This is a genomic window from Pseudooceanicola nanhaiensis, from assembly GCF_020171315.1.
GTDB classification, from domain to species: domain Bacteria; phylum Pseudomonadota; class Alphaproteobacteria; order Rhodobacterales; family Rhodobacteraceae; genus Pseudooceanicola; species Pseudooceanicola nanhaiensis_A.
The window spans coordinates 318,421-336,002 of sequence record NZ_JAIUZP010000005.1 but is presented as its reverse complement, the minus strand read 5'-3'; the positions used below and the strand labels follow the sequence as shown (position 1 = coordinate 336,002).

The following is a 17,582-nucleotide window of genomic DNA, read 5'->3' as shown; positions in this document are numbered from 1 at the left end:
CCGCCTTCCCAGATTCCGGATACGGGACGCCGCTACAGGGTCCCGCATCCCTGCCTGTCCCGTCGGGAAGGCATCCAAGGTATCGCTTATCTAGAGGATAACCCCATGCGTAACTTCGACTTTGCCCCGCTCTATCGCGCCACCGTCGGCTTCGACCAGATCGCCGACATGATGGACCGGGTCCTGACCAATGATGTCGCTCAGCCGAGCTACCCGCCCTACAACATCGAGAAAACCGCCGACAACGGCTACCGCATCACGCTCGCCGTGGCCGGTTTCTCGGACGAAGACCTCTCGGTTGAGGTCAAGGAAAAGATGCTGGTGATCGCCGCCAAGAAGGCCGAGGACGACAGCCAGCGCACCTACCTGCACCGGGGTATCGCCACCCGCGCCTTCGAACGGCGCTTCCATCTGGCCGACCACATGCGCGTGACGGGCGCCACCCACGCCAACGGCATGCTGCATATCGACCTCCTGCGCGAAGTCCCCGAGGCGCTGAAACCGCGCCGCATCCAGATCGCCTCCGGCGATACGGTCGAGGCCAAGGCGCTTGAGAACGCCGAGGCATAAGGCTTCAGACCCCAAGACCCCTCGTATCTCAGTGGGCGCGGCTTCGGCCGCGCCCTTTTTTTCGGCACGCACGCACCGGTTGAACCCCGCCCGACGCCAGCGGATCGCTGCAAGGCAGCATCAACGTCGCGAAATCCGCTCACGGGGTGTAACGAAGGGGCGAAAAACGGCCAATTCCGGCGTAGGGTCCAGATTAACCCATGAATTCATCCGGCGCCGTACGTAAGGTAAAGCCATGAGTCGCAAGCAACGCCTTTCCCCCGACGACTGGCTGAAAGCCGGTCTTGATGCCCTCGCAGCAGCGGGGCCCGAGGCGTTGAAGGCCGAGGCCCTCGCCCGTGGTCTCGACACGACGAAGGGCTCCTTCTACTGGCACTTCCCCGATGTCCCCGCCTATCGCAAGGCGCTGCTCGACTTCTGGGGCGACACCGCCGGGGCCGCCCTCTCCGAGCCGGAGGACAAGACCGAAGCCGTCGGCCAGCTGCACAAGCTGATGCAGGAGGGCTTCTCCGACAGCCTGCCGGCCGAGGCCGCGATGCGGGCCTGGGCCCGGACCGAACCCACCGCCGCCGCGACCCTGGCCGAGATCGACGCCCGTCGTCTGGCCCACCTCGAGAAGCTGCTGCGCCAGATCGGCGTGACCAATCCCGAGATCGCGCGCATTCTCTACGCCGCGCAGATCGGCAGCACCCAGCTGCCCGTCGCGGACACGAAGAAGACCAATTCCGCCATGGGGACGCTCGTCGACCTCGTGCTGGCCCTCAGGTAAGCCGCATCAACGACGGCGCAGCGCCGCTATCCCGCCGACAGCCTGCGCACGAAGAGATCGACATAGCGCGCCCGCGCTTCGGGCAGAGGCTTGCGCCCCAGTTCCGGCGCCAGATGCTCGCTCAGGAAATGCCCCGTCACCCGCAGCGCCTGCGCGATTTCCGCATCCGGCGCATCGCCCCGCCCCGCAAGGCAGTCGGGTAGCGGCAGCAGCCGGTCCGCCCACTCCCCCGCACCGGCCTGCGACACCGCCCGCCCGGTGCGCGGCGAGACATAGATCAGCCCCTCCGTCGCACCCGTCACCGCGCAGCGCGTCAAGTCGAGGCCAAAGCCCATCTCCTCCAGCAGCGCCAGTTCCCATTGCAGGTAGGCCAGCGGCCAGACCTCGCCGTGCTCCAGCAGGTCCAGCAGGCGCTCCGTGCGCAGGTAAAGGGGCCCGTGGACCTCGCGTTCCGGCAGGCAGAAGGACAGCAGCGCCGTCACCGCGTTGAGCCCGGCCAGGGCCATCCGGTCGCCCATGATCACCGCCGCGCGGGAGCGCACGGGCTCCACGGTGAAGGCGCCCATATGCTCCTCCAGCCGCGCCTTCCACGTGATGTCGAGCTGCGCGCCCGGCTGCAGCACCGGCGCGATCCGGCGCGAGCCCCCGCCCCGCACGACGCCCACGTGGCGGCCGTGCCCGGGGGTAAAGACCTCGGCGATCGCCGCGGATTCCCCGTACCGCCGGACCGAGAGCAGGATACCTTCGTCGCGCCATTCCATCATGGCGCCATGAGGAGCGCCTCGGCCCGCGATTTGCAAGGGCCAACCCCTTCCCATGGCGCGCGCCCCGTGCTTTATCCCCCGCAACAGACCGGAGGATTTCCATGTACGTCGTGACCCTCACCAGCGATCCCGCGGCCCCCGCCCTCGACGGCGCCGCCGTCAGCGCCCTGCGCAATGCCTGGGGCGGCGGTGATATTCGTTGGCTCGCCACCGGCGAGGCCGCCGAATTCCCGCTGCCCGCCGTGCCGGATACCTTCCGTCAGGCCTGGGACGACTTCCAGCAGATGCGGATCGACCTCAACCTGCAGCCCGCCGAGGGCCGCCGGAAGAAGATGCTGCTGGCCGACATGGACAGCACGATGATCCGGCAGGAATGCATCGACGAACTGGCCGACGAGGCCGGGGTCGGCGACCGGGTGAAGGAAATCACCGCCCGCGCCATGAACGGCGAGCTGGACTTCGAAGGCGCGCTGATCGAACGCGTCGGCCTGCTCAAGGGCCTGCCCGAGAGCGTCATCGCCAAGGTGCTGGCCGAGCGGATCGAACTGATGCCCGGCGGCACGGCGCTGGTCGCCACGATGAAGGCCCAGGGCGGCTACGCGGCGCTGGTCTCCGGTGGCTTCACCGCCTTCACGGCGCAGGTGGCCGCCCTCGTCGGCTTCGACGAGAACCGCGCCAACACGCTCATCGTCTCCGAGGGCACGCTCACCGGCGAGGTCGGCCGCCCGATCCTCGGCCGCGCCGCCAAGGTCGAGGCGCTGGAACAGATCACCGCCCGTCTCGGCCTCTCCGAGGCCGAGGTCATGGCCGTGGGCGATGGTGCCAACGATCTCGGGATGCTGACCCGCGCGGGTGCGGGCGTGGCGCTGCATGCCAAGCCCTCGGTCGCGGCGGAATGCGAGCTGCGGGTGAACTTCGGCGACCTGACCGCGCTCCTCTACCTGCAGGGCTATGCCCGCGAGGACTTCGCCGCCTGAGGCTTCGGGCCGCCGGGCGGCAATCCGCCCGGTGCCTCCCACACCCAGAAAACACTGCGCGAAACCGGCGACTCATCGGATGATCCGCTCCATGGAGACAGGAGATCCGACATGCCCCACTTCCTCTACATCTACCGCGGTGACACCAGCCAGATCCCCACGACCCCCGAAGAGCAGCAGGCCGCCATGGCCGCCTGGGGGGTCTGGATGGCGGGCCTGGGTGCGGCGCTGATCGACCCCGGCAACCCGGTGGGCAAATCCAGCTTCGTCTCCGAAACCGGTGTCAGCCCGGAGGTGCCGAACCCCAGTTTCGGCTATTCGATCGTCGAGGCCCCGGACCTTGCCACCGCCTGCGAGATGGCCACCGGCAACCCGATGGTCACCGGCAGCGGCGGCGTCGAAGTGGCGCAGATCATCCCGATGTGACCGCCCCGCGCGGCGCCCCGCCCATTTTCGTTTCGAAAATATCCTCGGGGGGAGGGGCCGCAGGCCCCGTGGGGGGCAGACAGCCCCCCTGCCCCGCCGCGACGGATCACAGCCCGTAAGGCACCCACACGGTCTTCACCTCGGTCGCCGCGTCGAGGAAGGCACGGCCTTCGCCCTCGGCCCCCAGCCAGTCGCGGGCGCGTGCGTTGTTCACCCAGGTGCGCTTCAGGTTGCCCGCAGCCCCCGCTTCCACCACCTGCGACAGGTCGGTCGAGGAGAAGCACCAGACCGCCTCCACATCCATGTGCTTGGCCAGCACCGGGGCCAGTTCCGCATGTTCCCCGGTGAGGATGTTCACCACGCCCCCGGGCACATCCGAGGTTTCCAGCACCTGGTAGAAGTCCGTCGCCGCCAGCGGGAAGATCTCCGAGGCCACCAGCACGCAGCGGTTGCCCATGGCCAGCGCCGGCCCCATGACAGAGATCAGCCCCAGCAAGGGCGCCTCGTCCGGGCAGATCGCGCCGATCACGCCGACGGGCTCGCGCAGCGCCATGGCCAGCCCCTTCATCGGCACCGCCGCGAGGTTGCCCGCATATTTGTCCGCCCAGGCCCCCCAGGTGAAAAGCCGCTTCACGCAGGCCGCCACTTCCTCGGCCCCGCCGGAGCCGGCCAGCGCATCGATCCGCGCGGCGAATTCCTCCGCCCGCGCCTCGAGGTTCTCGGCGATGTAATAGATAATCTGCGCCCGCAGGTGGCCGGTGGTCCGGCTCCAGGCGGCAGCGCCCTGCGCGGCCTCCACGGCGTTGCGCACATCCTTGCGGTTGGCCGCGCCCACATGGCCCAGCAGCTTGCCCTCGGCACCATAGACCGCGCGGGAATAGCCGCCGTCGGGCCGGGCCTGTTTGCCGCCGACATAGAGCTTGGCGGTGCGGTTCAGCCCGCCCCCGGGTCCGCCCTGCCCCACCATCGGGGCCAGTTTCGCCAGCGGCGCGCCTTCGGCCACGGGCTTCGTATAAGCCATCAGGCCTTCCCAACCGCCTTCCCGGCCAAAGCCGCTCTCGCGGACGCCGCCGAAGCCTGCCGCCGCGTCGAACATGTTCGAGCCGTTCACCCAGACCACGCCCGCCACCAGCTTGGGCGCGACCTCCAGCGCCACGTTGATGTTCTCGGACCAGATCGAGGCCGCGAGACCGTAGCGCGTGTTGTTGGCAAGGCTCACCGCCTCGGCCGGCGTCCGGAAGGTGCCGGAGACGAGCACAGGGCCGAAAATCTCCTCCTGCATCAGCGGATCGGAGGAGGAGAGCCCGGTGATCAGCGTCGGCGGATAGTAGCAGCCGCCCTCGGGCAGGGCGCAGGGCGCGGCATAGACCTCGCCCGCGGTGCTCTCGGCCACCATGCGGCTGATCCGCTCCAGCTGCGCCGGGTCGACGATCGCGCCCATGTCGATGCATTTGTCGAGCGGATTGCCCACGCGCAGCTTGTCCATCCGGGCGCGCAGCTTGGCATGGAAGCGTTCGGCCACGCCCTCCTGCACCAGCAGGCGCGAGCCCGCACAGCATACCTGCCCGCCGTTGAACCAGATCGCATCCACCAGCCCCTCGACCGCGCTGTCGAGGTCTGCATCCTCGAAGACGATGTAGGGCGACTTGCCCCCCAGCTCCAGCGTCAGCCCCTTGCCCTGGCCCGCCGTGGCGGTGCGGATGCGGCGGCCCACCTCGGTGGAGCCGGTGAAGGCCACCTTGTCCACGCCCGGGTGGGTCACCACCAGCTCGCCCACGGTACCGTCGCCGGTGACGATGTTCACGACGCCCTCCGGCAGGCCCGCCTGACGGCAGATATCGGCAAAGCAGAGCGCGGTGAGCGAGGTGTATTCCGCAGGCTTCAACACCACCGTGTTGCCCATGGCCAGGGCCGGGGCCACCTTCCATGCCAGCATCAGCAGCGGGAAGTTCCACGGGATCACCTGCCCGCAGACACCCATCGCGCGGCGGCCCGGCAGTTCGGCCTCCATCAGCTGGGCCATGCCCGCGTGGTAGTAGAAATGCCGGTGCACGAGGGCGAGGTCGATGTCGCGCGCCTCGCGGATCGGCTTGCCGCTGTCGAGCGTTTCCAGCACCGCCAGCAGGCGGGCATGTTTCTGCACCATCCGGGCCAGGGCATAGAGATGGCGCGCCCGGCCATAGCCGCCAAGCGCCTCCCAGCCCGGCTGGGCCGCGCGCGCGGCGGCCACGGCGGCATCCACGTCCGCCGCGCTCGCCTGCGTCACATGGGCCAGCACCTCGCCGGTGGCGGGATTGCGGCTCTCGAAGGTTTCGCCCGGCTCCGCAAAGGTGCCGTCGATGAAGCAGCCGAACCGGTCGCCCTGGTCCACCAGCCAGGCCAGGGCCTCGCCCGCGCTCTCCAGCGCCTCGCCATAGGTCATGGTCTCGAAGATCTCTTTCACGCTCATTGCCCGCCCCCGCACGACGCCCGCTTCATCTTTCCGAAAATACTCAAGCCCTCAGCCCGCCGCATGGCGCCACGAGGCCGAATAGGCGCCGGTCACATGGTGTTCCAGCTGGCGCTCGATGTCCCCCAGCAGGGAGGAGGCGCCGAAGCGGAAGAGGTCGGGCCGCAGCCAGCGGTCGCCCAGCTCTTCCTTGATCAGGCTCAGGTAGACCAGCGCGTCCTTGGCCTTGGAGATGCCGCCCGCGGGCTTGTAGCCGATGCGGATGCCGGTGCGCTCGTGATACTCGCGGATCGCGCGGATCATGACCAGGCTCACCGGCAGCGTGGCGTTCACGCTTTCCTTGCCGGTGGAGGTCTTGATGAAATCCGCCCCCGCCATCATGCACACGAGGCTGGCCTTGGCGACATTCTGCAACGTGCCCAGCTCGCCGGTGGCGAGGATCGCCTTGACGTGGGCATCGCCGCAGGCCTGCCGGAAGGCGCGCATCTCGTCGTAGAGCGCCTGCCAGTCGCCGGTCAGCACATGGCGGCGCGAGATCACGATGTCGATCTCGGCGGCGCCTGCACTGACACTCTCGCCGATCTCGGCCACCCGCAGGTGGAAGGGCGACAGCCCCGCCGGGAAGCCGGTGGAGACGGCGGCCACGGGAATGCCCGTGCCCTGCAGCGCCTTCACCGCGGTGCGCACCATGTCGTGGTAGACGCAGACCGCGCCCACCGTGAGGTCGGGCAAATCGAGCGCCGCGGCCAGATCGGCCCGCACCGGCTGGCGCGCCTTGGCGCAGAGCCGCCGGACCCGGCCGGGCGTGTCGTCGCCCGCCAGCGTGGTCAGGTCGATGCAGGAGATCGCGCGCGCCAGCCAGGCCGCCTGGTGGTCCTTCTTCACCGTGCGCCGCCCCGGCAGGGTGGCACAGCGCCGGGTGATGGCCGGGGCATTGGCGGTGGCCGCCTCGACCCAGGCCATGTCGAGCGGCATGCCGGGATTGCGCGGCTCCACCGTCTGGGGCAGCTGGTGATGTCCCGCCTCCCTGGCCGTGTCTTGACCGGCCTGTGTGGCGGTCTGGGCGTGGTCCTGCGGCATCGGCGCCTCCCCTCGGCTCGGGCCCCAAGGCGGGCCTCAACTCGGGCGCGACGGTCGCATGGCGGGGCAGGCTTGGCAAGCGCGGGGCGGGATCACTTGGCGGCATCGGCAGGATCGGGGGCAGGATCGGGGTCTGCGGGAATTCAACCGGCGGGAGCGCGGACCGCGACGGTGAAGAGGGGCTGTCTGCCCCCCGGCCCCTGCGGGGCCACCCCCCGAGGATATTTCGGAACAGTGGATGCGGGCTTAGCCCGGAAGGCCGAATTTCTGGGCGAGGGCGAGGAAGCCTTGCTGGGCCATGGCCTCGGGCGCGGCTTCGGTCACCGGGGCGCCCTGCGCCTTGAGGGCAGCGGCATAGGCCCGCGCCAGCGTGCCCGTGCCGATGACGGCCAGTTGCTGGCCCAGCCAGAGGCCCCGGGCCGCAGCCAGTTCGGCCCCCAGCAGGTGGCCCATGGCCGCGCCGGGCTGGCCCGAGAGTTCCGCCGCGCGCAGGTCGGTGGCGAGGCGCTCGGGCCGCGAGAGCGTGGTGTCGAGCGCGGAGGTATCCGGCATCTCCACCGCGCCGAGGGCGGCGGCGAGGCGGCCGGTGAGGCTCTGCTGGAGGAAGATCACCTCGCCCGCCGAGAGGCTGGCCCAGGTGGTGACCTCGCCGGGCACGCAGACGACGCCGTCCCAGTTGGGGTTCAGCGCCATGAAGCCGATCAGGAGCAGCCGCTCTGCCCTTATGCGGGCCGCGGGGCTGGTCTGCGCCAGCGGCGGCAGGACGAGGCCCCCGGGGCTGTGCAGCAGTTGGTCGGGCAGCAGGTTGGCCGGCACGGCCTCGGGCGGGGCCCCGGCGGCATCGGCCATCAGGATCGCCTCGCTGGGCAGGCCCTTGAGCGCCGCATCGAGGGCCGGGCCCTCCAGCGGGCCGCGCAGGTCGGCCCCGTGGAAGTGCCAACCCCTGCGGTCCGTGTCATCGTGGGGGAGAATGCCGATCCAGTCGTTCATGGGGAGGGCATAGGCAAGCGGCCTCTGCCGGTCAATGGGGCGCGGGTGCCCGCGGGGGCCCCTCCCCCGAACGTGACCCGGGCGCCGCGACAGCGCGGCGCCCGGGGAGGGAGGCGTCAGCCCCGTGAATGTCCCGGACATGACCCGTAGCGGGTCTGTGCCGGAGGGTCAGCCCTCGTTGGCGTCGGTCACCTGCATCGCGAGGACCGCGGTGATGAAATAGCACAGGGTGCAGACGATCGCGGTGATCTGGAACGTCTGGCGGAAGCTCTCCAGCAGTTCCGGCTCGGGCGAGAGCACCATGATGCGGAGTGCGAAGAAGATCATCGAGAGCAGCATCACCCCCGCCCCGAAGAGCAGCCATTTCGCCAGCCGGGCGGTGTGGAAGCCGGAGGGGTCTTCCTCGTCGTCCTCGCTTTCCGCGGCCTCTGCCTCGCGCGCCTCGCGGCGTTCCTCGTAGGCGGTGAGCGCCTCTTCCCGGGCGGCCTGCTGCTCCTCGCGCTTGGGCCACGACTTGCGGGCGCCCATCCGGGCCGCCAGCAGCGGGTAGAGCGCAAGGGCGATCAGGTATTCCGGAATGAAGATGAAGTAGAAGCTCATCGCGCCGGTCAGCAGCATGGTCAGGGCAAAGGCCAGCGCCACGCCCCAGGCCAGCAGCGCCGCGGGGTTCAGCTTGAGCCCGTGATACCGCGCCCAGTAGCGGGTCAGCCCCAGCTTGGGCAGCAGGTAATGCTCGGCGATGACGATCGCGCCGACGGGGGCCAGCAGCATCGCGCCATAGACGGTCAGCGGCATGATGGACCGCGCCACGAAGGGGAAGCAGGCGGCCACTGCGATGACGACGCCGACGTAGAGCGTGACCCGCGACCGCGGCACCGAGGGCATCAGGTTCGAGGCCGCAAGCCCGGCCCGGTAGAGACAGGCGTTGGCGGTGGTCCAGCCGGCGCAGATCACCACGAGGATGCCGATGAAGCCGAGCGTGGCATAGGCGACGTCACCGCTGTCGAGCCCGGTCAGCGGCAGCCCGACGAGGACGGCAGCACCGGCGCCCATCAGACCCGCGGCGATCCAGCCGACGTAGTGGCCAAGGAACATGCCGATGCCGGAGAAGAGCCCGTAGCTCTTCTTGCGGGCAAAGCGGAAGATCGCCATGTCGATCAGCCCGAGGTGCACCATCGCACCATTGGCCCAGGCGAAGGCCGCGACCTCCCACAGGGAGATGCCGGGCGCGCCGGCGGGCGTGGTGCCGGTCCAGATCTGGTCCTTCGCCATCTCGATGAAGCTGGTGAAGCCGCCAAAGCCGGTCTCGCCGGTCGCGTTCAGCGCCAGCACCGGCAGCGCCACGGCGGCCCCGCAGATGAAGCAGGCCAGCATCCAGGGCGCGCAGATGGTCGCGAAATTCGCCATCGCCTCGAAGCCGTTGGCGGCCACGACCACCACGACGGCGGCGATCAGCAGCGTGACAAGGATGAACATGCCGGAGGTCGGATACCACTCCAGCTGCACCGGCACGCCGAGCGCGAACCGCAGCGCATAGGCCGACACGGTGATCATCGCCGCCGCCAGCGAGCCGTAGAAGAGCAGGATCGCGACATTGTAGATTTTCGAGAAGTAGGGCCCGGCGATCTGTTCGAGGTAGGAGAAGAGCGAGCGCCGCGTCTCGACCGCGATCGGCGCAGTGACGAGGGTCCAGCTGGCCACCGCCAGCAGGTTGCCGAGCAGGAGCCCCAGCAGAACCTCGCGGGTGCCCACGCCCATGGTCACGAAGGTCATCCCGATGACGAATTCGGTGGCGGCGATGTGCTCGCCTCCGAAAAGCCCAGCGAAATACCGCCAGCCGCGGACGTGTCGTGCGGCCGCCGGAATGGCGCTGTGTCGGGGGTGGGGTTTCGTGCTTCCGGAGGAAGCCGGGGCGGGGCGGCTGGCAATGCCTTGCGTATCGGTTAGGGCCATAGGTCCTTGATGGTTGTTTCACTGGATCGGCGAAACCGCGCCTACTCACACAGAAAGGAAAGCCCCCTTTAACCACATCGGTTCCGCGATTTTCTGCGATGCAGCGCCAATTCGGGATTTTGCCCCGGGAACCCCTCACCGTGACGTGTTTTCCCCTCATCACGCCACGCGCCGTCCCGCCCCCAGACGCAAACGGGGCGGCCCAGAAGGCCGCCCCGCGCGCAGGTCCTTGCCGATGGGGTCAGGTCAGACCGCCATGCAGATGTACTTCATCTCGAGGTAATCCTCGATCCCGTGGTGCGAGCCTTCGCGGCCCAGACCGGATTGCTTCACGCCGCCGAAGGGGGCGACCTCGGTCGAGATGATGCCGGTGTTCACGCCGACGATGCCGTATTCCAGCGCCTCGGCGACCTTGTATACGCGGCTCAGGTCCTTGGCGTAGAAGTAGGAGGCGAGGCCGAAGATCGTGTCGTTGGCCAGTTCGATCACGTCGTCCTCGGTCTCAAACTTGAAGAGCGGGGCCAGCGGGCCGAAGGTCTCGTCGGTGGAGAAGAGCATGTCGCGGGTGGCACCGGTCACGATGGTCGGCGCCATGAAGTTGCCCTTGCCTTGCAGCACGTCGCCCCCGCCGAGGATCACCTCTGCGCCCTTCGACTTGGCGTCGGCGATATGCTCCTGCACCTTCTCGATCGCGTCGGTGGTGATGAGCGGGCCCAGTTCGGTGCCCTCTTCGAAGCCGTCGCCGACCTTCATCTTGGCCACGGCGGCCTTCAGCTTCTCGGCGAAGGCGTCATAGACACCGGCCTGCACGTAGATCCGGTTGGCGCAGACGCAGGTCTGGCCGTTGTTGCGGAACTTGCACAGGATCGCGCCCTCGACCGCCGCATCCAGATCGGCGTCGTCGAAGACGATGAAGGGCGCGTTGCCGCCCAGCTCCATCGAGCATTTCATCACCTGATCCGCCGACTGGCGCAGCAGGATGCGGCCCACTTCGGTCGAGCCGGTGAAGGTCAGCTTGCGCACCATGGGGTTCTCGCAGAACTCCTTGCCCGCTTCGGAGGCGGAGGAGGAGGGCAGGATCGAGAAGACGCCCTTGGGGATGCCCGCGCGTTCCGCCAGCACGCCCAGCACCAGCGCCGAGAGCGGGGTTTCCGAGGCCGGACGGCCCACGAAGGCACAGCCCGCCGCCAGCGCCGGGCCCGCCTTGCGGGTGATCATGGCGTTGGGGAAGTTCCACGGCGTGATCGAGGCGGCCACCCCGATGGGCTGCTTGATCACGGTGATGCGCTTGTCCCGCTGGTGGCCCGGGATCGTCTCGCCGTAGATGCGCTTGGCCTCTTCGGCAAAGAACTCGATGAAGGAGGCGCCATAGGCGATCTCGCCCTTGGCCTCGGCCAGTGGCTTGCCCTGTTCTGCGGTCAGGATCGTGCCGAGGTCTTCCTGGTTCTCCATCATCAGGTCGAACCACTTGCGCAGGATGATCGAGCGTTCCTTGCCGGTCAGCTTGGCCCACTCCTTCTGCGCGACATAGGCGGCCTCGATCGCCTTGGCGATCTGGGCGCGCGACAGGTCCGCGACATTGGCGATGACATCGCCGCGGGCGGGGTTCGTCACCTCGAAGGTGCCATCGTCGCCCTGCACCCACTCCCCGGCCAGATAGGCCGCTTCGACCAGCAGGCTCGGGTCCTTGAGCAGGGATTTCAGATCGGTTGCGGTATCCAGCATGGGGGGCTCCTTCTCAACTTTCCGTTGAGGAAGCACTTAGTATTCCCAACGCATAGGGCCAGCGGCTATCATCTTATTGTGCCAGAGCAGGGAGGAGCCCAGGCATGGATGTTATCGGAGTACTGGACGACGACTACGACAACCTAGGCCATATCCCCGGCGGGCCACAATATTCCGGCCAATGGGCCGAGGCCGCCGCGCAGTGGCGCAAGACCGAGTGCAACGCGGGGCGGCTGCAATCCGACCTCGCCTACGGCACGGGGGAGAGGGAACGATTCGACCTCTTCCAGCCCCATCTGCCCGCCGGCACACCGCCGAAAGGCCTGATGGTCTTCATCCACGGCGGCTACTGGATGCGCTTTGACCGCAAGCTGTTCTCGCATCTGGCGGCTGGGGCGCAGGCGGCGGGATGGGCCGTGGCGATGCCCAGCTACACGCTCTGCCCGCAGCAACGGGTCTCGGCCACGGTGCGGCAGGTCGCCCGCGCCCTGCCGGTCATGGCCGCGATGGTGCCCGGGCCGCTGGTGATCGTCGGCCATTCGGCGGGCGGGCACCTGGCGGCGCGGATGCTGCAACCGGGGATGCTGCCGGCAGAGGTGGCGGCGCGGCTGCGCCGGGTGGTGCCGATCTCGCCCCTGGCGGATCTGCGGCCGCTGCTGCAGACCACGATGAACGAGATCTTTCGCCTCGACATGGCCGAAGCCGCCGCAGAGAGCCCGCTGCTGATGAAGCAGCGCCTCGACGTGCCGGTGACGATCTGGGTCGGCGCCAAGGAACGCCCGGTCTTCAAGCGCGATGCCCGGAACCTTGCGCAGGCCTGGGAGGTCGACTGCATCGTGGCCGAGGGGCGGCACCATCTCGACGTGATCGAGCCGCTGGAGATCGCGGACAGCCAGTTGCTGGTCTCGACACTGGCCTGAGATCTGGCCTGAGGTCCGGCGCGCGGCGGGCAGCCCCCGCCGCCGCTCTCAGCCGAAGCGGGCCGCCCAGGCCGGCACCGGATCGTCCGGCAGGGCGCGCGCGGCATGGACCCCGCGTGCGATCGCCCGCGCCATGCAGACCGAGGCCGCATGGCAGAGCGCCAGCAGGTCCGGCACCGGCTGCGCCAGTGGCACCGCCCCGGTGGCGGCGCCGAAGATCAGGTCTCCATCCATCGGCGTATGGGACGGCACCAGCGCGCGGGCAAAGCCGTCATGCGCCGCCGTGGCCATCCGCGTGCACTGGGCCTGGTCCAGCACCGCATCCGTGGCCACGATCCCGATGGTCGTATTGCCGTGCATCCGCATCTTGGTGACCGGCAGATGCGGGTCCGGGAAGGCGGCGGGCAGACCCATGCCGCCGAATTCGCCCGCGACCTCGAAGGGCGCGGCCCAGAACTCCGGACCCTCGCCCACGATGGGCGAGCCCAGCGCGTTCACCGCCACCAGCGCCCCGACCACATGGCCCGAGGGCAGCACGACCGAGGCCGAGCCCAGCCCGCCCTTCACTGTCGCCGTGGTGCCGCCGGTGCCCGCGCCCTCGGTGCCCAGCGCGACGTCCGGCCCCGCCGCCTCCAGCGCCGCGCGGCCCAGCGCCTTGTAGGGGTTCTCGGCCCAGTCCTTCCGCCCGCCGCCGCGCAGGTCGAAGAGGATCGCACCGGGCACGATCGGCACCCGCACCTCCGGCGGGCCGAAGCCGCGCCCGCGTGCGCGCAGCAGGTCCGCCACGCCCGAGGCCGCGTCGAGCCCGAAGGCCGAGCCACCCGAGAGCACCAGCGCGTCCACCTGCTGCACGGTCTTGTCGGGTGCCAGCAGGTCCGTCTCCCGCGTGCCGGGGGCGCCGCCCATGACGTTGACGCCCGCGGTGAACGGGGCCTCTGCCGTCAGCACGGTCACCCCGGTGCGAATGTCGAGGTCCTGCGACTGGCCCACCATCAGGCCGGGCACGTCGGTGATCAGGTTGCGGGGGCCGGGGCGCAGCATAGCATGTCCTTCGTCTTGTGGTCAGGCGGATGGGCGGGCCGATTGGGGGAAGCCAATTGACTGACCCATTCACTGGCTGGCCGCGCATCACCTCTTCCGGCGGACCCTAGACCGCCCCCCGCGGGCGGAAAAGACCGTAGAACGCCGGTGCCGCATCACGCCCTCTTGCGCGTTTCCCCGGCCCCTGTACTCTCTGCCCAGGCCCGGGCGATGGCGTCGCCGAATCCCCCGCAGGGATCAGGGCCCTTCCCCTACAGTCCTGTACGCCGGGACCTCTTTCACAGGAGGTCACCTTGACCCAGCACGACCGTCCCGCCTTCTACCGGTTCCATAACGGCGAAAAGGCCCCCCTGCCCTTCGCGCCCGCTGAATACGACGCCCGCCTCGCCGGGCTGCGCACGATCCTCGGCGCCGAGGGCCTCGATGCCGCGGTGCTCACCTCGATGCATGGCATCGCCTATTACTCCGGCTTCCTCTACTGCAGCTTCGGCCGACCCTACGCGCTGGTGGTGACCGCCACCGACTGCGTGACCATCTCGGCCGGGATCGACGCGGGCCAGCCCTGGCGCCGCTCCCATGGCGACGCGATCACCTATACCGACTGGGCTCGCGACAATATCTGGCGCGCCGTCGCCTCGGTCACCGGCACCGGCAAACGGCTGGGCATCGAGGGCGATCACCTGACCCGCACGGTGGAGGCCGCCATGGAGGCGCTGCTCTCGCCCGCCGCGCTGGTGCCGATCCACGTCCAGTCCATGCGCCAGCGCATGTCCAAGAGCCCGGCCGAGATCGCCCTGATCCGCGAAGGCGCCCGGGTGGCGGACCTTGGCGGTGAGGCGATCCGCGCCGCGATCCGCGAGGGCGTGCGCGAGATCGACGTGGCCATGGCCGGCCGTGACGCCATGGAGGCCGAGATCGCCCGCGCCTTCCCCGATGCCGAGTATCGCGACACATGGGTCTGGTTCCAGTCGGGCCTGAACACCGACGGCGCGCACAACCCGGTCACCGCCCGCAGGCTGCAGCACGGCGATATCCTGTCGCTGAACACCTTCCCGATGATCTCGGGCTATTACACCGCGCTGGAGCGGACGCTCTTCCTCGGCGCGGTCGATCCCGCCTCGCTGAAGATCTGGGAGGCCAACGTGGCAACCCATGAGCTTGGCCTCTCGCTGCTGAAGCCCGGCGTCTCCTGCGCCGAGGTGACGGCGGAACTGAACGCCTTCCTCGCCGAGCGCGACCTGCTGCAGTACCGGACCTTCGGCTATGGCCACAGCTTCGGCGTGCTCTCGCATTACTACGGGCGCGAGGCCGGGCTGGAACTGCGCGAGGACATCGACACGGTTCTGGAGCCCGGGATGGTGGTCTCGATGGAGCCGATGCTGACCCTGCCGGAGGGGACGCCCGGTGCCGGGGGCTACCGGGAGCATGATATCCTGCTGATCACCGGCGATGGGAACGAGAACCTGACCGGCTTCCCCTACGGGCCGGAGAAGAACGTGATCTGAGGGCCCGCGGGCCGTCAGATTTCAAGCCTCCTGCGGGGATATTTGGAGCAAGAAAATGGCAGGGGCCCTGCAAGATGGGAGCTTGTCAGGCGAGGCCCGGCCTTTGCCTGGCCCCGGCGGCCCCCTCAGAGCCGGATCACGTAGTCCTTGCGGGTGGTCTCCACGACCTGCCAAGTGCCCTTGAAGCCGCGCGGGATGACGAAACTGTCGCCCGCGCGGAGCGTCACCGGCGCCCCGCCTTCCTCGGTCAGGATCGAGACCCCGCTGAGCAGGCGGCAATATTCCCATTCATCGTAGGTGATGCGCCAGGTGCCGGGGGTGGCTTCCCAGATGCCGGCATAGAGCCCGTCCTCCTCCACGAGATTCCAGGTGGTGAAGACGGGATCGCCCGCGATCACCTTCTCGGGCGCGGGGCGTTCGATCTCGGGCAGGCCGGTGGGCGCGACGGGCAGGATGGGCATGGGCGGTCTCCGGATGGTCTGCGCCATCAGAAACCGCCCGCCCGGCAAGGTAAAGCCCGAACCCGCGCCTCAGTTCCCGAAGGCGCCGAGCGCGCCGTAGTCGATGGTTTCCAGCAGCGCGAGCATCGTGGCCATGTCGCCGCCCTCCGCCTTGATCAGGATGCGCCCGTTCATCAGCGCCTGCGCCTCACCGTCCTGCACCATGAACTTCTGCCGCCCGACCCGCTCGATCTTGGCGCCATAGGCCGCGGCATTGGAGATAAGCGCCCCCAGCCCGGCGATCATGGGGTTGTCGGCCAGAAGCTGGATGGTGAAGCTGTCGCCGCTCTCGGCGATATAGGAGGCCTCGGCCCCGTAGCCGCCGCCCATGAGAGCGAGACCGGCGTTCATCTCGGTGTTCACCTCGCGGGTGTAGCCCTCGGGTGCCTCGGGCAGGAACTGGGTCAGCGCATCCTGCTTCAACGCCATCATCTGCTGCCGGGCATACTCCAGCTCTTCAAGGGCATAGGCCACGTCGCCGTCAGTGTAGGCGTCAAGCGCGCTTTGCAGCGTGTCGGAAATCTCGTCTGCGTAAACCGGGGACAGGCTGCAGGCGAAGGCCGCAGCGACCAATAGGGACTTCATTCAAAAACTTCCTTTGAAATGGGGCGAAACTCTGCCCGCGACGTACATCTGGCTCAGAATGGCAAAATGGCAGCCGGGCTGGCAAGTCCGGTAAACCTGACCCGTGAAACCCTGCCCCCGCATCGAAAAACCGGTATCATCCCGTGCAGGACCGGGGCATGATCCCCATATTGCTTTTGAATAGATTTCAGTGAGGAGAGTGCGATGGCCGATTTCGACGCGCAGCTGCGCCAGAGCCAGACCGAGGTGACCGAGGCGCAGGCCAAGATTGCCGAACTGACCAGCCGGATCGAGGCGGCCCGCGCCAAGATGCAGACCGGCGGCGACGCGATCGCCGAGATCGAGAATGCGACGCTGGCCGATGTCCATGCCCACACCGAGGCGATGAACGCCAATATCGCCGAGCTGATCATGGGGCTGGACGATGTGACGGCGGGCTTTTCCAAGGATTTCGAGGAGATCCGCTCCAAGACCGGGTGGGAAAGCTTCGTCGGCCTCTTCGCGCGCCACAAGTCGGACCAGATGCGGCAGGAGCGTATCCGCACCGCCTCGATCGACGACAAGCTGCAGGACCTGATTTCCAAGTCCGACGTGATCACCCGGCTGCTGCAGAGCCAGCTGGAGGTGCTCAACAGCCAGAAGACCAAGGTCGAGGCCAACCTGACCGACACGCTGGACGAACGCGAGACCACCGTGGGTGAGCTGGAGGCCGTCCGGGCCGAGATCACGGCGATGGATCCGAAGATCATCGAGCTGGAGAACAAGATCTCGGTCGAGCAGGACGCCGCCGCGCGCACCAAGCTGGAGACCGAGCTGGCCGACCTGAACGCGCACTACAACGCGCTGGTGCAGGACGAGCAGGTGAAGCTCGCCAAGTCGCAGACGCTGGAGCGCTATATCGAGAAGGGCAAATCCTGGGTCGACAGCCTGCAGAACCAGGCGGCGACGCAGATGGTTCTGATCAACAAGCTGCAGACGGACACCAAGCAGCGGGTCGTGCTCTACGATGCGCTGACCAAGTCGCTGAAGACCGCGCAGCAGCAGGACGTGGCGCACCGGATCAACGAGATCGGCACCGAGACCGACAAGCAGGCGCAGCAGGCCATGGCCCAGATCGGCGCGGCCACCAATGCCCGCATGGCTGACATGCTGGAGGCCCACGAGGGCCACATGGTCTTTGCCCGCGAGGTGCTGGAAGCCAAGGCCAAGGCGGACGAACGCTTTGCCCGCCGGTTCCAGAAGATCGTCGAGAAACACGACAAGAACCTCTACGGCGCGTGAGAGGCACGGCCGCCTGCGGGGCCCGGCGCCCTGCGCGCCTTCCGGCA

Annotated in this window: 16 protein-coding genes; 7 read left to right on the top strand and 9 right to left on the bottom strand. The window is 68.5% G+C overall.

Going from position 1 to position 17,582, the window contains the following annotated elements; all coding sequences use genetic code 11:
• Positions 1-105: 105 nt before the first annotated feature.
• Both LCM32_RS09230 and LCM32_RS09225 read left to right on the top strand, forming a co-directional pair.
• Complete coding sequence (locus tag LCM32_RS09230) at positions 106-570, top strand: Hsp20 family protein (protein WP_224820760.1); 465 nt, start codon at positions 106-108, stop codon at positions 568-570.
• Between the two features lie 235 nt (positions 571-805).
• Positions 806-1,339: a TetR/AcrR family transcriptional regulator gene (locus LCM32_RS09225; protein WP_224820759.1), complete on the top strand. Its 534-nt coding sequence runs from the start codon at positions 806-808 to the stop codon at positions 1,337-1,339.
• A 26-nt stretch (positions 1,340-1,365) separates the two neighbouring features.
• Here the strand turns inward: LCM32_RS09225 and recO are convergent, their stop codons facing one another.
• Positions 1,366-2,100 carry a DNA repair protein RecO gene (gene recO, locus LCM32_RS09220; RefSeq protein WP_224820934.1) on the bottom strand — a complete coding sequence of 245 codons (735 nt, stop codon included), beginning with the start codon at positions 2,098-2,100 and terminating at the stop codon, positions 1,366-1,368.
• A 104-nt stretch (positions 2,101-2,204) separates the two neighbouring features.
• On the opposite strand from recO, the gene serB reads away from it, so the two are divergent.
• The gene (gene serB, locus LCM32_RS09215) at positions 2,205-3,080 is read left to right on the top strand and encodes a phosphoserine phosphatase SerB (protein ID WP_224820758.1); all 876 of its coding nucleotides are present in this window, start codon (positions 2,205-2,207) and stop codon (positions 3,078-3,080) included.
• A 111-nt stretch (positions 3,081-3,191) separates the two neighbouring features.
• Positions 3,192-3,506, top strand: a complete 315-nt coding sequence (locus LCM32_RS09210) for a YciI family protein (protein WP_224820757.1) — start codon at positions 3,192-3,194, stop codon at positions 3,504-3,506.
• Between the two features lie 106 nt (positions 3,507-3,612).
• Here the strand turns inward: LCM32_RS09210 and LCM32_RS09205 are convergent, their stop codons facing one another.
• The 5 genes from LCM32_RS09205 to LCM32_RS09185 form a co-directional block, all read right to left on the bottom strand.
• Positions 3,613-5,955, bottom strand: coding sequence for an aldehyde dehydrogenase family protein (locus LCM32_RS09205; protein WP_224820756.1), 2,343 nt, complete (start codon positions 5,953-5,955; stop codon positions 3,613-3,615).
• 51 nt (positions 5,956-6,006) lie between these two features.
• Positions 6,007-7,035: a deoxyribose-phosphate aldolase gene (gene deoC / locus LCM32_RS09200; RefSeq protein ID WP_224820755.1), complete on the bottom strand. Its 1,029-nt coding sequence runs from the start codon at positions 7,033-7,035 to the stop codon at positions 6,007-6,009.
• 246 nt (positions 7,036-7,281) lie between these two features.
• Positions 7,282-8,025, bottom strand: coding sequence for a 2-dehydro-3-deoxygalactonokinase (locus LCM32_RS09195; protein ID WP_224820754.1), 744 nt, complete (start codon positions 8,023-8,025; stop codon positions 7,282-7,284).
• A 168-nt stretch (positions 8,026-8,193) separates the two neighbouring features.
• Positions 8,194-9,798, bottom strand: coding sequence for a hypothetical protein (locus LCM32_RS09190; RefSeq protein WP_224820753.1), 1,605 nt, complete (start codon positions 9,796-9,798; stop codon positions 8,194-8,196).
• Between the two features lie 426 nt (positions 9,799-10,224).
• Positions 10,225-11,703: an NAD-dependent succinate-semialdehyde dehydrogenase gene (locus tag LCM32_RS09185; RefSeq protein WP_224820752.1), complete on the bottom strand. Its 1,479-nt coding sequence runs from the start codon at positions 11,701-11,703 to the stop codon at positions 10,225-10,227.
• Positions 11,704-11,807: 104 nt separating this feature from the next.
• On the opposite strand from LCM32_RS09185, the gene LCM32_RS09180 reads away from it, so the two are divergent.
• Positions 11,808-12,623 carry an alpha/beta hydrolase gene (locus LCM32_RS09180; protein ID WP_224820751.1) on the top strand — a complete coding sequence of 272 codons (816 nt, stop codon included), beginning with the start codon at positions 11,808-11,810 and terminating at the stop codon, positions 12,621-12,623.
• Positions 12,624-12,671: 48 nt separating this feature from the next.
• Here LCM32_RS09180 and LCM32_RS09175 read toward each other — a convergent pair whose 3' ends face one another.
• On the bottom strand, positions 12,672-13,664 hold the full coding sequence (locus LCM32_RS09175; RefSeq protein WP_224820750.1) for a P1 family peptidase: 993 nt from the start codon (positions 13,662-13,664) through the stop codon (positions 12,672-12,674).
• 293 nt (positions 13,665-13,957) lie between these two features.
• On the opposite strand from LCM32_RS09175, the gene LCM32_RS09170 reads away from it, so the two are divergent.
• The gene (locus LCM32_RS09170; RefSeq protein WP_224820749.1) at positions 13,958-15,169 is read left to right on the top strand and encodes an aminopeptidase P family protein; all 1,212 of its coding nucleotides are present in this window, start codon (positions 13,958-13,960) and stop codon (positions 15,167-15,169) included.
• Between the two features lie 125 nt (positions 15,170-15,294).
• On the opposite strand, the gene LCM32_RS09165 is transcribed toward LCM32_RS09170, so the two are convergent.
• A complete protein-coding gene (locus tag LCM32_RS09165; protein ID WP_224820748.1) occupies positions 15,295-15,630 on the bottom strand; it encodes a cupin domain-containing protein in 336 nt (111 codons plus the stop codon).
• A gap of 69 nt (positions 15,631-15,699) precedes the next feature.
• On the bottom strand, positions 15,700-16,254 hold the full coding sequence (locus LCM32_RS09160) for a hypothetical protein (RefSeq protein ID WP_224820747.1): 555 nt from the start codon (positions 16,252-16,254) through the stop codon (positions 15,700-15,702).
• Positions 16,255-16,458: 204 nt separating this feature from the next.
• Here LCM32_RS09160 and LCM32_RS09155 point away from each other — a divergent pair, with 204 nt between their 5' ends.
• Positions 16,459-17,535 (top strand): hypothetical protein, encoded by a 1,077-nt coding sequence (locus LCM32_RS09155; RefSeq protein ID WP_224820746.1) that lies wholly within the window; start codon positions 16,459-16,461, stop codon positions 17,533-17,535.
• Positions 17,536-17,582 lie beyond the last annotated feature (47 nt).

What these genes read in the sequence shown, in the direction of transcription:
- LCM32_RS09230 (WP_224820760.1), top strand. Translation starts at nt 106, where the DNA reads ATGCGTAACTTCGACTTTGCCCCGCTCTATCGCGCCACCGTCGGCTTC.
- serB (WP_224820758.1), top strand. Translation starts at nt 2,205, where the DNA reads ATGTACGTCGTGACCCTCACCAGCGATCCCGCGGCCCCCGCCCTCGAC.
- LCM32_RS09160 (WP_224820747.1), bottom strand. Translation starts at nt 16,254, where the DNA reads ATGAAGTCCCTATTGGTCGCTGCGGCCTTCGCCTGCAGCCTGTCCCCG.
- recO (WP_224820934.1), bottom strand. Translation starts at nt 2,100, where the DNA reads ATGGAATGGCGCGACGAAGGTATCCTGCTCTCGGTCCGGCGGTACGGG.
- LCM32_RS09225 (WP_224820759.1), top strand. Translation starts at nt 806, where the DNA reads ATGAGTCGCAAGCAACGCCTTTCCCCCGACGACTGGCTGAAAGCCGGT.
- LCM32_RS09205 (WP_224820756.1), bottom strand. Translation starts at nt 5,955, where the DNA reads ATGAGCGTGAAAGAGATCTTCGAGACCATGACCTATGGCGAGGCGCTG.
- LCM32_RS09165 (WP_224820748.1), bottom strand. Translation starts at nt 15,630, where the DNA reads ATGCCCATCCTGCCCGTCGCGCCCACCGGCCTGCCCGAGATCGAACGC.
- LCM32_RS09180 (WP_224820751.1), top strand. Translation starts at nt 11,808, where the DNA reads ATGGATGTTATCGGAGTACTGGACGACGACTACGACAACCTAGGCCAT.
- LCM32_RS09175 (WP_224820750.1), bottom strand. Translation starts at nt 13,664, where the DNA reads ATGCTGCGCCCCGGCCCCCGCAACCTGATCACCGACGTGCCCGGCCTG.
- LCM32_RS09210 (WP_224820757.1), top strand. Translation starts at nt 3,192, where the DNA reads ATGCCCCACTTCCTCTACATCTACCGCGGTGACACCAGCCAGATCCCC.
- LCM32_RS09185 (WP_224820752.1), bottom strand. Translation starts at nt 11,703, where the DNA reads ATGCTGGATACCGCAACCGATCTGAAATCCCTGCTCAAGGACCCGAGC.
- LCM32_RS09190 (WP_224820753.1), bottom strand. Translation starts at nt 9,798, where the DNA reads ATGACCTTCGTGACCATGGGCGTGGGCACCCGCGAGGTTCTGCTGGGG.
- LCM32_RS09155 (WP_224820746.1), top strand. Translation starts at nt 16,459, where the DNA reads ATGGCCGATTTCGACGCGCAGCTGCGCCAGAGCCAGACCGAGGTGACC.
- LCM32_RS09195 (WP_224820754.1), bottom strand. Translation starts at nt 8,025, where the DNA reads ATGAACGACTGGATCGGCATTCTCCCCCACGATGACACGGACCGCAGG.
- deoC (WP_224820755.1), bottom strand. Translation starts at nt 7,035, where the DNA reads ATGCCGCAGGACCACGCCCAGACCGCCACACAGGCCGGTCAAGACACG.